Genomic DNA, 14250 nt, shown 5'->3' with positions numbered 1-14250 from the left:
CTTAACCCTCCTTGACCAGGCCGAGATCGGTCAGCACGTTGCGCGTGGCGCTGTAGTAGCGCACGTACCCGGTGCAACGGCAGATGTGATGGCCGAGGCTGTCCTCGATGACTTTTTCCAGCTGGCTTTTGACGATGGGCTGACGTTGCAGCTTTTCCACCAGCACGGTCGCGGCATTGACGAAGCCCGGCGCGCAGTAGCTGCACTGGAAGGCGAATTCATCGACGAAGCGCTGCTGGATCGGGTTCAGCTCGGTGACCTTGCCCTGCTCGTCGCGGGTCGCATGGCCTTCGATGGTCCGCACTTTCTTGCCTTCGAAATAGTGTGCGCCGGTGATGCAGGTGCGCACTTCTTCGCTGGTGCCATCGGGGTTGTCGACGATCACCACGCAGGCGTGGCAGATGCCCTGGCCGCAACCCAGGCGCGAACCGGTGAGGTTCTTGTATTCGTGCAGGTAGTCGATCATCGGCAGGTCATCAGGGATGTCCACCGGGCCGACGGATTGACCGTTGAGGGTCAGTTGAAGCGGACGGTTAGCCATTGAGGGCCTCCTTGATGCGTGCAGAAGTGATAGGCAGGTCGCGGACACGTTTACCGATGGCATGGGCCACGGCGTTGCCGATGGCACCGACCACCGGGATCATCACCACCTCGGCGATGCCCTTGGACGGGTCACTTGGCGACAGTGGCGGCAGGATGTCCGCCGTCTGTTTCCACACCGCAACGTGCCGCGCCATTGGCAGGCGGTAACGGTTGAAGTTCCAGTCACCCTCCCCCGGCCCGCCTTCGTACAGCGGCATCTCTTCCATCAGCGCATGGCCGATGCCCATGGCGATCCCGCCTTCGAGCTGGCCCCTGACCAGTTCTTCCACCAGCACCCGACCGCACTCGACCCACGAGTGATGATTGAGCACCGACACTTCGTTCGAACCCTTGTTGACCTTCACTTCCACCAGCGTCGCGACCGGGCTGTAGTAAGTCACCGCCGCGTTGTTCAGCTGGGTCGCCGGGTAGGCGATGCCCTGCCGATCCAGCAGATGGAAACCGGCGCTGTTCATCTGCGCCTTCTTCGCCTTCGGTGCACCGTCGCCGTACTTCACGGCCAGGCCGTCGAGCGGCAAGCGCTCACGCACGCCGTCGATGCTGAACTCGGCCTCGGCCCAACTCCAGCGGTTGAAACCGTGCACGGTGGCGCCGCTCACCAGGCCCCGCTCGTGAACGCGCTTGGCGAGCATGGCGAATGGCAGTGGCTCCATGCCGTTGGCCGTGAGCTTGCCGTCGACCCAATGGGCGTCTTCGCGGCGCACCACGTAAGGGTTGGCCTGGCCGCCGTAAGGGCCTTGGCGCCAGATCTCCAGCGCCGCCGGCCACAGGCCGTGGTTGAACAGCACGCGCGCCGCTTCACGGGTGGCGTGGCTGAAGTAGTACGCCGAGTTGGTGGCCGACGAAGCCGAAGCGACCTTGCCGACCCAGCGTGGATTGCGCAGGAAATTGTCCTGCTCGGCCTGGCTCATGATGTACGGGTTGCCGCCACTGATCAGCTGCAACTCTTTCCATTCGGTTTCGCCGGTCTTCACCTCGTGCGCCGGGATACCGAGGAAATCGGCCACGACCATGGCCTGGGAGGTGGACATGCCGGTGCCGATTTCGATACCGATGTGGCGCAGGCTGATGCGACCTTCGGCAGTGAATTCAATGCTGGCCATCGGCGCTTCGGAACCGGTGCCGAAGTCTTTCTGGCAGATGGCGAAACCCACCCCGTACCAGTTGTCCGGATCGGCGGCTTCGCGTTGTTTCTTGATCGCGTCGCGGTTTTTCCAGGTGTCGTGGACGGCCGCTTTGTCGAGAATCTCGTGCAGGCGCAAGGCACCGGCCGGGATCGCGCCCTGGGTGTTTTTCATACCCGAGCGCAGTGCGTTTTTACGGCGCAGTTCAATGGCATCGACACCGAGGCGACCGGCGATTTCGTCGACCATCATCTCGGTCGCCGCCATGCTCTGCAGGGTGCCGTAGCCGCGCATCGACCCGGCTTCAACGGCGCGGGAGTGATAGGCCGTGACCTGCAGATCGTTCTGCGGCATGTAGTAGATCGACTGTGCCGCCGTGGCGCCCACCGCAGCCACGGATGGGCTGTAGTTGATTCGCCCGCCACCGTCGACGCTCATCTCCGAACGGAAAATCTTGAAGCTGTGATCGGTTTTGTCCACCGCCAACTGGTAGCGAATGTCGAACGGGTGACGCTTGATGCCGCTCTGGAACTGCTCGTAGCGGTCGTTGGCCAGGCGCACCGGCACACCGGCGCCGTACAACGCGGCCAACGCTGCGTAGTAGACGAAAATGTTGTGATCCTTGGAGCCGTAACCGACGGTGTAACCCGGGTGCATGTTCAGGTTGGCCAGGCCGAAACGCGACGGTGCGATCATCTTCGCGGTTTCGGTCGCCGCTTCCAGCGGGCACTGGGTGGCGACGACGAATGCAGGGTCTTGGTGGCCGGGTCGTACCAGCCGTTGCCGTTGTCCGGCTCCAACGCGGCCGGCTCGATCGACGGGGTCTTGTAGCGCTCGTCGAACACCAGCCAGTTGTCCGGCGGCGTGTCGATCTGCTGCTTCATGCGCTCGGCGTAGAACAGCCCGCGCTCGGTCAGGTTGCCGTGCAGGTTCGGCTGGGAGTTCCACACCGGACGACGGTTTTTCAGCATCGGGAACAGAATCGAATCCTTGAGGCTGGCGAACTCGTCTTCGTCCGCCGAGGTTGCGCCGCCGACGCGCACGTAGCGGAAGCTGCCGTAGGGATCGCCTTCATAAAACGGCGCTTTATCGCCGTAGCGAATTGCCTTGTCATTGAATTTGAGTTGGTTCTTGGCCTGACGGAAGCGCTCGAAATCGTTCCAGATCAGGATCGCCACCGGGTGGCCGATGAACATCGGCACCTTGCCGGCCGGCAACAGTGGATCCGGGGCGTGCTCCTCAGGGAACACGATACCGTCCTTGACCAAGTCCTCGGCGGTAACGATGCGGTCCGGCTGCAACTCGGCGCCGAGCCAAGACAGGTCGATGCCTGCAAAGATGTGGTCGGCCTTGATGGTTTTCAGCAGCATGGCGTGGCCTTGCTGCTGCGGCCAGCCCGGCATGTCCTTGGCACGGATGTCGCGGGCAAAGACTTTGCTGCCGCAGACCTTGGACAAGGCATCGTTACGGGCGCGCGCCTTGCCGTTATTGCCGAGCCACTGCTCGGACGGCACGGTCACGCTGTTTTCCATCAAGGCGGCCAGCGCCTGGCTGCTCAACGGCGTGAGCGTCACGCTCACACCCGCTACCAGCCCGCCCTGAAGGAACGAGCGCCGGGATATATCACGGTTGGACATGGATCATCCTCTGGGCGGTTATGGGGTCCGCCCTTCTGGTTATGTTCTGGAAATCTCGAGTCTTGCAGAAGCCCTTTTCGACGATGCAAAGGGCTGTTGGTGACAGTGCAAAGCTGACCGAAAGGTTAAGTTTATAGGCTTATGCCTTCGCGGAAAACCAAAAACTGACCAAGAAATCAAAAAACCGCGACTTTTCGACGCAGCAGATCGATGAACAACCCCAACTCCCGACTGATGTGCTCGCCCTTGCGCAACAGCAGCCCGAATGGCGCCATTTGCACATCCAGTTCCACCGGCAGCGCCACTACCAGGCCCATTTTAAGATAGTCGCGCAATGCGGTTTCCGACAGCACCATGATCGCGTCGGTCAGCTGAATCAGTTGCTGCATGGAGTACACCGAACTGCATTCGATGATGTCTGCCGGCAACGGCAAGGCCAGGCGCTGCAACGCCTGATCCAGACCGATGCGCGCCGGACTGGTTTCCGGTTGCAGGATCCACGGCCAACCGCTGACCAGCTCCGCCATCTCCAGTTTTTTGCGCCGGGCCAACGGGTGGCCGGCGTGCACCACCACCAGCAAGCGTTCGTTACCCAATTGCTCGAAGACGTAATGCTCACTGTCGGTGGCAGCATTGCGCCGGGCGATGGCAAGGTCAATGCGGCCCTGTTCCAGCAACTGGATCACCTGGTCGCTGGTGTCGCCCATGATGCGAATCCGCAGCTGCGGATTGAGCGCCTTGATCTCGGCAATCGAATCCATCACCAGATCTGGCGCCGCGCCCATGATGGTACCGATCGACAGATAGCCGTAGCCGCCCTGCTGCCGCGCCATCAGGTCCTCGGCACAACGGTCGAGGCCACTGATGGCCGACTCGGCAAAGCGAATCAGCTCCTGGCCCAGCGCTGTCGGGCGCATCCCCCGCGGCAGACGCTCGAACAGATCGCAGCCGAACATGTCTTCAATCTCATGGAGCATGCGGGTTGCCGCCGGTTGCGACATGTTCAGACTTTGCGAGGCGCGGTGCAGGTTCTGGCTGGTGCTGAGCGTCACCAGCATGTGCAGGTGCTTGTAGCGCAGGCGATTGAGCAGACTGCGGGAGATGGTCGGCGTGGTCATGGCGGGCCTTTTTATCGATACCCTGAGGGTATCAGTTGTGAGCTAGATTCGATTTGTAACGTATCGATCAGCGGCCGTACAGTCTTCCCCATAAGAACAAATGCCCTACCAAAGGAAAACTGCGATGAAGACTCTACCCGCGCCTCTGCTCGCCAAAATTTCCTGGCGGCTGCTCCCGTTTCTCCTGCTGATGTACATCATGGCTTTCCTCGACCGCGCCAACGTCGGGTTCGCCAAGCAAGCCTTCCAGGCCGATACCAACATCAGTGATGCCGCCTTCGCCTTCGGCGCCGGCGTGTTCTTCGCTGGTTACGCACTGCTCGAAGTGCCGAGCAACCTGATCCTGCACCGCGTCGGCGCCCGCCTGTGGATGTGCCGGATAATGGTCACCTGGGGCCTGGTCTCCGCCGCCATGGTCTTCGCCCACACTGAAACCAGCTTCTACGTCCTGCGCTTCCTGCTGGGCGTGGCCGAAGCCGGCTTCTTCCCCGGCGTGATCCTCTACCTCACCTACTGGTTTCCCAGCGCCGTGCGCGGCAAGGCCATGGGCTTCTTCTACTTCGGTGCGCCGCTGGCGTTCATCTTCGGCAGCCCGTTGTCCGGCCTGCTGCTGGAACTGGACGGCTTTACCGGTTTACACGGCTGGCAGTGGCTGTTTGCCGTTGAAGGCCTGATGGCCACGGCTGTGGGCATCTGGGCCTACTGGTACCTGGACAACCGCCCGGCCGACGCCAAGTGGCTGACCGTCGAGGAACGCCAGCAAGTGCAGAGCCTGCTCGATCAGGAAGACAGCCATAAACAGAACCACGGCCGCAGCCTGCTCAACGTCATTTGCCAACCCTCGGTGCTGTACCTGTGCCTGATCTACCTGTTGATCCAGGCCAGCGTCTACGGCGTGGTGTTTTATCTGCCGAGCCAGGTTGGCGGACTGCTGGGCACCAAGGTCGGGCTGATGGTCGGCCTGGTCACGGCGATTCCATGGATCTGCGCATTGCTCGCCGCCTACCTGATTCCCGGCTACAGCGACCGCACCGGCGAACGTCGCCGCACCGCCTGCCTGACCTTGTTGATGGCCGCCGCCGGGATCGCCTGCTCGGTGACCTTCAGCAACCCGCTGCTGGGGATCATCGCCCTGTGTTTTGCCGCGTCCGGCTTCATCGCCGTGCAACCGGTGTTCTGGACCTTCCCCTCCAGCTACCTCGCCGGCAGCGCCGCCGCGGCCGGGATCGCCCTGATCAACTCGTTCGGCGCCCTCGGTGGCTTCATCGCCCCAGTGCTGAAGAACTGGGCCGAAGGCGCCTTCCATTCACCGGCAGCAGGCTTGTACGTGCTGGCCGCTACCACCGTCATCGCCGCGTTGCTGGTGCTGGGCATACGCGCACCCGGCCATAAAGCCTCGAACAAACCGGCCACCGTTTAAACCTGAGGAGTCACACCATGGGCATTCCAACCATCAAACACGTCCGCGCTTTCACTCTGCGAGGCGGCGGCGCGGATTATCACGACCAGGCCGACGGCCACTGGATCGACGATCACATTGCCACGCCGATGAGCAAATACCCCGAGTACCGCCAGAGCCGCCGCACCTTCGGCATCAACGTACTCGGCACCCTGGTGGTGGAAATCGAAGCCAGCGACGGCACCGTCGGTTTTGCCGTGACCACTGGCGGCGAGCCTGCCGCCTACATTGTCGAAAAGCACCTGGCGCGCTTCCTCGAAGGCGCCCGGGTCACCGACATCGAAAAAATCTGGGACCAGATGTACCAGTCGACCCTGTACTACGGGCGCAAGGGCATCGTCATCAACACGATCTCCGGCGTTGACCTGGCGCTGTGGGACTTGCTCGGCAAGATCCGCCAGGAGCCCGTGCATCAGTTGCTCGGTGGTGCGGTTCGCGACGAGTTGCAGTTCTACGCCACCGGCGCCCGCCCGGACCTGGCGCAGAAAATGGGTTTCATCGGCGGCAAGATGCCGCTGCACCACGGCCCGGCGGAAGGCGAGGAAGGCCTGCGCAAAAATCTGGAGGAACTGGCAACCATGCGCGAACGCGTCGGCCCGGACTTCTGGCTGATGCTCGATTGCTGGATGAGCCTGGACCTCAACTACGCCACCAAACTGGCGGTTGGCGCCCACGAATATGGCTTGAAATGGATCGAAGAAGCCCTGCCGCCGGACGATTACTGGGGCTACGCAGCCCTGCGCAACAACGTGCCCAAGGGCATGCTGGTGACCACCGGCGAACACGAAGCCACGCGCTGGGGCTTCCGCATGCTGCTGGAGATGGGCTGCTGCGACATCATCCAGCCGGATGTCGGCTGGTGCGGCGGCATCACTGAACTGGTGAAGATCTCCGCCCTGGCCGACGCCCACAACTCGCTGGTCATCCCTCACGGTTCTTCGGTGTACAGCTACCACTTCGTCGCCACCCGGCATAACAGCCCGTTCGCCGAATTCCTGATGATGGCGCCGAAGGCTGACGAAGTAGTGCCGATGTTCCACCCGCAATTGCTCGGCGAACCGGTGCCGGTCAATGGCCGCATGCGCCTTTCCGCGCTCGACCAGCCTGGTTTCGGCGTGACCCTCAACCCGGAATGCCAACTGCATCGGCCGTATAACCGCTGAGAAAGGAGTTCGACATGAACATGCCGCACAACGCGTTCAAGGCCGCACTGAACAACAGCGGAACCCGGTACGGGATCTGGGCCGGGTTCGCCACCGGCTACGCCGCGGAGATCGTCGCCACCACCGGTTACGACTGGATGCTGATCGATGGCGAGCACGCGCCAAATACCGTGCCCGGTGTACTCGCCCAGTTGCAGGCCGTGGCGCCTTACTCGACCGCGCCGGTAGTGCGCGCGGTGAATGGCGATGCCAACCTGATCAAGCAACTGCTGGATATCGGCGCACAGACGCTGATGATCCCGATGGTCGAAACCGCCGAGCAGGCACAGGCACTGGTGCGCGCCATGCGCTACCCGCCCCACGGCATTCGCGGGGTCGGCGGCGGCCTGACCCGCGCCACCCGCTGGGACGGTGTGCCGGACTACCTGAATACCGCCCATGAACAACTGTGCCTGATCGTACAGGTGGAATCGCGGATCGGCGTGGAAAACGTCGCAGCGATCGCCGCCGTCGAGGGCGTGGATGCGGTGTTTATCGGGCCGGCGGATTTGTCGATCGGCCTGGGCCATGCCGGCAACCCCGGTCACCCGCAAGTCCAGGAGCGGATTCAACACGCCGTGAACGCCACGCTGGCGGCCGGCAAGGCCTGCGGGATTCTAGCCCCCAACGAAGAAGACGCCCGCCGCTACCAGCACTGGGGCTGCCAGTTCATTGCCGTGGCCATCGACATCAGCCTGCTGCGCCAAAGCGCCATGGCCACCCTCGCCCGCTACCGCGAACCCGCTACCACCCAAGCGCCGTCACGCACTTACTGATCTGCCAAGGAGTCGCACCATGTCATCCGTGCCTGTTTACGAAAACTTCATCGACGGCCAGTTCGTGGCCACCGCTGCCCACCTCGATGTGATCAACCCGGCCACCGGCGCCGTGCTGTCGAAAGTCCCGGCCTCGACCGCCGAGGACGTCGACCGCGCCCTCGCTGCCGCCCGTGCCGCGCAGAAAGACTGGGCGCGCAAACCGGCGAATGACCGCGCCGGCTACTTGCGCCGGATCGCCGCCAAACTGCGGGAAAACGTCTCGCACCTGGCGCGCACCATCACTCTGGAGCAAGGCAAGATCAGTGGCCTGGCCGAAGTCGAAGTCAATTTCACCGCCGACTACCTCGACTACATGGCCGAATGGGCGCGGCGCATCGAAGGTGAAATCATCACCAGCGACCGCCAGAACGAAAACATCTTCCTGTTCCGCAAACCGCTGGGCGTGGTGGCCGGGATCCTGCCGTGGAATTTCCCCTTCTTCCTGATTGCCCGAAAAATGGCCCCGGCCCTGCTGACCGGCAACACCATCGTCATCAAGCCCAGCGAAGAAACCCCGAACAACTGCTTCGAATTTGCCCGACTGGTGGCCGAAACCGACCTGCCGCCCGGTGTGTTCAACGTGGTCTGCGGTGACGGCCGAGTCGGCGCGGCACTGAGTGCGCACAAAGGCGTGGACATGATCAGCTTCACCGGCAGCGTCGAAACCGGCTCGCGGATCATGGCCGCCGCCGCGCCAAACATCACCAAGCTCAATCTGGAACTGGGCGGCAAGGCACCGGCCATTGTGCTGGCGGATGCAGACCTGGACCTGGCGGTCAGGGCGATCCGCGATTCGCGCATCATCAACAGCGGCCAGGTGTGCAATTGCGCCGAACGGGTGTATGTCGAGCGCAAGGTGGCGGATCAATTTATCGAGCGCATCGCAGCGGCCATGAGCGCGACCCGCTATGGCGACCCGATTGCACAGCCCGACGTCGAAATGGGTCCGCTGATCAATCGTCAGGGCCTGGACAGCGTCAATCGCAAAGTCCGCACCGCGTTGAGCCAGGGCGCAAGCCTGATCAGCGGTGGGCAAATCGCTGACCTGCCCAATGGCTTCCACTTCCAGCCCACCGTTTTGGCCGGTTGTCGTGCCGATATGGAGATCATGCGCGAAGAGATTTTCGGCCCGGTGCTACCGATCCAGATCGTTGATGACCTGGACGAAGCCATCGCCCTGGCCAATGACTGCGACTATGGCCTGACCTCATCGATCTACACCCGCGACCTGAGCAAAACCCTGCAGGCGATGCGCGAGCTGGATTTTGGCGAAACCTACGTCAACCGCGAGAATTTCGAAGCGATGCAGGGTTTCCACGCCGGCGTGCGCAAGTCCGGCATCGGCGGCGCGGATGGCAAACACGGGTTGTACGAATACACCCATACCCACGCGGTGTATTTGCAGGGCTGAGCGAGGTATTCAGGCAGATTGCCAAATCGCAGACACAAAAAACCCCGGTCTTTCGACCAGGGTTTTTGCTATCGACTCGAAGTAACCAACGGTTTCTTCGTAGCTCCAAGGCGTTCAGCGGGCCTCGGGGCAGATATGGCGCAGCGGACGGGACTCGAACCCGCGACCCCCGGCGTGACAGGCCGGTATTCTAACCGACTGAACTACCGCTGCGTATCGCTTTGAGCTGACGCTCAATTAACTCGTCTGATTAAAAGCTCTGAGACTTTTCAATCTCTCTTTCAATCTCGAATCAGGGCGGACCTGACTCGGAAAATATGGCGCAGCGGACGGGACTCGAACCCGCGACCCCCGGCGTGACAGGCCGGTATTCTAACCGACTGAACTACCGCTGCGCGTCGGTGGAGGCATTTCAGCCTACCTCTTGCTTTCGCAAGTATCTCGGAAGTGGTGGGTGATGACGGGATCGAACCGCCGACATTCTGCTTGTAAGGCAGACGCTCTCCCAGCTGAGCTAATCACCCGTTTGCATCTCCGAGGCCGCGAAATTTACGCAGGTAGCGAACCTAAGTCAATAGCAGGATTGAAGTTTTTTTCAAAAACAGCTTTTAGCTGCAAGCTGCAAGCAAAAGCAGTTACGCATACAGCAGGGCACACCACCGTCACGCTTTAACTTGCCGCTTGCAGCTTGAAGCTGTCTTTCACTGCTCGTAAATCATCTTCTTGGTCATGCCACCATCGACCACGAATTCCTGGCCGGTGACAAACCCGGCGTTTCTCGACAGCAGCCAGGCCACCATCGCCGCGATATCCTCGACCGTCCCTACCCTGCCCGCCGGATGTTGGGCATGATCGGCCTCGGTCAATGGTTCGGCACGCCGCACCGAGGGGTCGCGCGCATCGATCCAGCCTGGACTGACGGCATTGACCCGGATCTCCGGGCCAAGGCTGATGGCCAACGCATGCGTCAGGGCCAACAAACCGCCCTTGCTCGCCGCGTAAGCCTCTGTGTCGGGTTCCGACTGCGCGGCGCGGGTCGAGGCCAGATTGACGATGGCACCGCTGTGAGCGCGCAGGTACGGCGTACAGTGCTTGGCCAGCAGCATCGGCCCACTGAGGTTCACCGCCAACACCCGATTCCAGTGGGCCAGGTCGAGGCTTTCCAGGGTGATGTTGTGCGGATCGGCAACCGCTGCGTTGCATACCAGCGCATCCAGGCGCCCGAACTGGCCGAGCACCTCGGCCACGCCCAGCACGACCTGGCCTTCATTCGAGACATCCATGGCGATGAACCAGGCGTTGTCGCCCAGCACTTTCGCCACTTTCGAACCGCGCCCCCGATCCAGGTCCGTCAGCACGACTTGCCAGCCTTCGCTGATCAGCCAGGCCGAGATCCCCAGGCCAATGCCCCGCGCAGCACCGGTCACCAGCGCTACGCGGCCATTTGAGCCTGCGACCGGCGCAGACAACTCGATCACAATGCAGCCAGACCGCGCGCCAGATCGGCTTGCAGGTCCGCCACATCTTCCAGGCCGACCGCTACGCGGATCAGGCTGTCACGAATGCCCGCCGCTTCACGCTCCTGCGGCGCCAGGCGACCATGGGAGGTGGTGCTCGGATGGGTGATGGTGGTTTTGCTGTCGCCCAGGTTGGCGGTGATCGAAATCAGGCGCGTGGCATCGATAAAGCGCCAGGCGCCCTCTTTGCCGCCCTTCACCTCAAAACTGACGACCGCACCGAAGCCCTTCTGCTGGCGCAGCGCCAGTTCGTGCTGCGGATGGCTCTTGAGGCCGGCGTAATGGACTTTCTCGATACCTTCCTGCTGCTCCAGCCACTCGGCCAGTTGCTGGGCGTTGGCGCAATGGGCCTTCATCCGCAGGTTCAGGGTTTCCAGGCCCTTGAGGAAGATCCAGGCATTGAACGGGCTCAGGGTCGGCCCGGCGGTACGCAGGAAGCCAACCACCTCTTTCATCTGCTCGCTACGACCGGCGACCACGCCGCCCATGCAACGGCCCTGACCATCGATGAACTTGGTGGCCGAGTGCACGACGATGTCCGCGCCCATTTTCAGCGGCTGCTGCAATGCCGGGGTGCAGAAGCAGTTGTCGACCACCAGCATCGCGCCTTTGGCGTGGGCGATTTCCGACAGCGCCGCAATGTCCACCAACTCGGCCAGCGGATTGGACGGCGATTCAACGAACAACAGCTTGGTATTGGCCTTGATCGCAGCCTCCCAACCGGACAAATCGGCCAGGGCGACGTAGTCGACTTCGATACCGAAGCGCTTGAAGTACTTTTCGAACAGGCTGATGGTCGAGCCGAATACGCTGCGCGACACCAGCACATGATCACCGGCGCTGCACAGGCTCATCACCACGGCCATGATGGCCGCCATGCCGGTGGCAGTAGCCACGGCCTGCTCTGCGCTTTCCAGCGCAGCGATACGCTCTTCGAACGCGCGCACGGTCGGGTTGGTGTAGCGCGAATAAACGTTGCCCGGCACTTCGCCAGCGAAGCGCGCAGCGGCGTCGGCGGCGGTACGGAACACGTAGCTGGAGGTGAAGAACATCGGATCACCGTGTTCGCCTTCCGGCGTGCGGTGCTGACCGGCGCGTACGGCCAGGGTATCGAACGCTACACCTTCGAGGTCGCTGTCCAGCCGACCGGCATCCCATTCCTGACTCATGCTGTCACTCCTTGCCCTGCTCTTGATAGATAGAAGTCTTTTTGCCAGATACAAAACCGGCCCCTCAGGGCCGGTAGAAACTCAGTTGTTGTACAGATCGATGATCGCACTGACTGCCTGCGTCTTGACCTTGGAGGCATCGTTGCGTGCCTGCTCGATCTTGTTCAGATAAGCCTCGTCGACGTCGCCGGTGACGTACTGGCCGTCGAACACCGCGCAATCGAACTTCTCGATCTTGATCTTGCCGCCACCGACCGCTTCGATCAAGTCAGGCAGGTCCTGATAGATCAACCAGTCAGCGCCGATCAGGTCGGCTACGTCCTGGGTCGAACGGTTGTGGGCGATCAGTTCGTGAGCGCTCGGCATATCGATGCCGTAGACGTTCGGGTAGCGAACGGCCGGTGCCGCGGAGCAGAAGTAGACGTTCTTGGCGCCGGCTTCGCGGGCCATCTGGATGATCTGCTTGCAAGTAGTACCGCGAACGATGGAGTCATCCACCAGCATCACGTTCTTGCCGCGGAATTCCAGCTCGATGGCGTTGAGCTTCTGGCGTACGGATTTTTTCCGCGCGGCCTGGCCCGGCATGATGAAGGTCCGGCCGATGTAGCGGTTCTTCACGAAGCCTTCGCGAAACTTCACGCCCAGGTGGTTCGCCAGTTCCAGCGCCGCGGTGCGGCTGGTGTCCGGAATCGGGATGACCACGTCGATGTCGTGATCCGGACGCTCGCGCTGGATCTTCTCGGCCAGTTTCTCACCCATGCGCAGGCGGGCCTTGTAGACCGACACACCGTCGATGATCGAATCCGGACGCGCCAGGTAGACGTGTTCGAAGATGCACGGCGTCAGGGACGGGTTGGTCGCGCACTGACGGGTGTACAACTTGCCCTCTTCAGTGATGTAGACCGCTTCGCCCGGTGCCAGGTCGCGAATCAGGGTGAAGCCGAGCACGTCCAGGGAAACGCTTTCCGAGGCGATCATGTACTCGACACCTTCGTCGGTGTGACGCTGGCCGAAAACGATCGGGCGGATGCCGTGCGGATCGCGGAAACCGACGATGCCGTAGCCGGTGATCATCGCTACGACGGCATAACCACCGACGCAACGGTTGTGCACGTCGGTGACGGCGGCGAAAACGTCTTCTTCGGTCGGCTGCAACTTGCCGCGCTGGGCCAGTTCGTGCGCGAACACGTTGAGCAGCACTTCCGAATCGGAACTGGTGTTGACGTGGCGCAGGTCAGATTCGTAAATCTCCTTGGCCAGTTGTTCAACGTTGGTCAGGTTACCGTTGTGCGCCAGGGTGATGCCGTAAGGCGAGTTGACGTAAAACGGTTGAGCTTCAGCCGAAGTCGAGCTGCCCGCGGTTGGATAACGCACATGGCCAATGCCCATGTGACCGACCAGGCGCTGCATGTGACGTTGGTGGAACACGTCACGCACCAGGCCGTTGTCCTTGCGCAGGAATAACCGGCCATCATGGCTGGTCACGATACCGGCAGCGTCCTGGCCGCGGTGCTGGAGGACGGTTAGCGCGTCATACAGCGCCTGATTGACGTTCGACTTACCGACGATACCGACGATGCCACACATGCGACGCAACCCCTACTTAATGGATCTGAACTGAGCACTACTCACCGAGGCGTTTTGGCCATCGGCAAGAGTTGCTCCTTGAACGGAATATCAGCGGGTACGCTGATTCCGCTGGCAAGCCACTGACTGCTCCACCCGAGGATCAGGTTTTTGGACCAGTCTGCAACCAATAGAAATTTTGGCACGAGCTGTGACTCTTTCCACCACCCGTCCTGCTGTACCGGCCCCAGGCTCAACAGCCCGACGGCGATAACCACCAGCAACCCGCCACGCGCGGCGCCGAAGGCCATGCCGAGGAATCGGTCGGTCCCGGAGAGCCCGGTGACGCGAACCAGTTCGCCGATAAGATAATTGATCATTGCGCCTACGATTAAAGTGGCGACAAACATGATGGCACAGCCCGTGATTATACGTGCCGATGGCGTTTGAATGTACCCGCCGAGGTACTCGGACAGTGAGCCACCGAACATCCAGGCTACGACTCCTGCGATGATCCAGGTCAGCAGCGACAGTGCTTCTGTGACGAAGCCGCGGCTCAGACTGATCAATGCGGAGATGGCGACGATTGCTACGATCGCCCAGTCAACCCAGGTAAATGGCACAGT

Annotated in this window: 10 protein-coding genes, 3 tRNA genes and 1 pseudogene; 4 read left to right on the top strand and 10 right to left on the bottom strand. The window is 61.7% G+C overall.

The features are described 5' to 3' along the window. Position 1 precedes the first annotated feature (1 nt). The 3 genes and pseudogenes from AC3ITY_RS10165 to AC3ITY_RS10155 form a co-directional block, all read right to left on the bottom strand. Complete coding sequence (locus AC3ITY_RS10165) at positions 2-541, bottom strand: (2Fe-2S)-binding protein (RefSeq protein ID WP_007982256.1); 540 nt, start codon at positions 539-541, stop codon at positions 2-4. Beyond that, a pseudogene (locus AC3ITY_RS10160) lies at positions 534-3364 on the bottom strand (xanthine dehydrogenase family protein molybdopterin-binding subunit). The gene AC3ITY_RS10165 and the pseudogene AC3ITY_RS10160 overlap by 8 nt, the downstream one beginning before the upstream one ends. A gap of 176 nt (positions 3365-3540) precedes the next feature. Then, positions 3541-4482, bottom strand: a complete 942-nt coding sequence (locus AC3ITY_RS10155; RefSeq protein WP_223448423.1) for a LysR family transcriptional regulator — start codon at positions 4480-4482, stop codon at positions 3541-3543. 124 nt (positions 4483-4606) lie between these two features. Here AC3ITY_RS10155 and AC3ITY_RS10150 point away from each other — a divergent pair, with 124 nt between their 5' ends. The 4 genes from AC3ITY_RS10150 to aldA are packed head-to-tail and all read left to right on the top strand — an operon-like array spanning position 4607 to position 9372. Beyond that, positions 4607-5902: an MFS transporter gene (locus tag AC3ITY_RS10150; protein ID WP_223454309.1), complete on the top strand. Its 1296-nt coding sequence runs from the start codon at positions 4607-4609 to the stop codon at positions 5900-5902. 17 nt (positions 5903-5919) lie between these two features. Beyond that, complete coding sequence (gene rhmD, locus AC3ITY_RS10145) at positions 5920-7104, top strand: L-rhamnonate dehydratase (RefSeq protein ID WP_489308789.1); 1185 nt, start codon at positions 5920-5922, stop codon at positions 7102-7104. Positions 7105-7118: 14 nt separating this feature from the next. Then, complete coding sequence (locus AC3ITY_RS10140; protein ID WP_223454305.1) at positions 7119-7919, top strand: aldolase/citrate lyase family protein; 801 nt, start codon at positions 7119-7121, stop codon at positions 7917-7919. Between the two features lie 19 nt (positions 7920-7938). Continuing rightward, on the top strand, positions 7939-9372 hold the full coding sequence (gene aldA / locus AC3ITY_RS10135) for an aldehyde dehydrogenase (RefSeq protein WP_489308787.1): 1434 nt from the start codon (positions 7939-7941) through the stop codon (positions 9370-9372). Between the two features lie 136 nt (positions 9373-9508). Here the strand turns inward: aldA and AC3ITY_RS10130 are convergent. The 7 genes from AC3ITY_RS10130 to AC3ITY_RS10100 all read right to left on the bottom strand — a co-directional run bounded on the left by AC3ITY_RS10130 (position 9509) and on the right by AC3ITY_RS10100 (position 14247). Further along, positions 9509-9585: transfer RNA gene (locus AC3ITY_RS10130), tRNA-Asp, on the bottom strand. Between the two features lie 105 nt (positions 9586-9690). After that, positions 9691-9767: transfer RNA gene (locus AC3ITY_RS10125), tRNA-Asp, on the bottom strand. A gap of 53 nt (positions 9768-9820) precedes the next feature. Beyond that, positions 9821-9896 (bottom strand) — tRNA-Val (locus AC3ITY_RS10120). A gap of 177 nt (positions 9897-10073) precedes the next feature. Continuing rightward, entirely contained in the window at positions 10074-10850 is a 777-nt protein-coding gene (locus tag AC3ITY_RS10115; protein ID WP_489308785.1) for an SDR family oxidoreductase, read from the bottom strand. Then, complete coding sequence (locus AC3ITY_RS10110; RefSeq protein WP_477774825.1) at positions 10847-12058, bottom strand: O-succinylhomoserine sulfhydrylase; 1212 nt, start codon at positions 12056-12058, stop codon at positions 10847-10849. Before AC3ITY_RS10110 ends, AC3ITY_RS10115 begins: the two co-directional genes overlap by 4 nt. Positions 12059-12139: 81 nt before the next feature. Beyond that, the gene (gene purF / locus AC3ITY_RS10105) at positions 12140-13645 is read right to left on the bottom strand and encodes an amidophosphoribosyltransferase (RefSeq protein WP_223454296.1); all 1506 of its coding nucleotides are present in this window, start codon (positions 13643-13645) and stop codon (positions 12140-12142) included. Positions 13646-13686: 41 nt separating this feature from the next. Further along, positions 13687-14247: a CvpA family protein gene (locus tag AC3ITY_RS10100; RefSeq protein ID WP_223454294.1), complete on the bottom strand. Its 561-nt coding sequence runs from the start codon at positions 14245-14247 to the stop codon at positions 13687-13689. Positions 14248-14250: the final 3 nt, after the last annotated feature.

Source organism: Pseudomonas sp. GL_091, assembly GCF_057837725.1.
The sequence above is the reverse complement of the archived record's forward strand: the minus strand, read 5'-3'. Positions and strand labels throughout refer to the sequence as shown.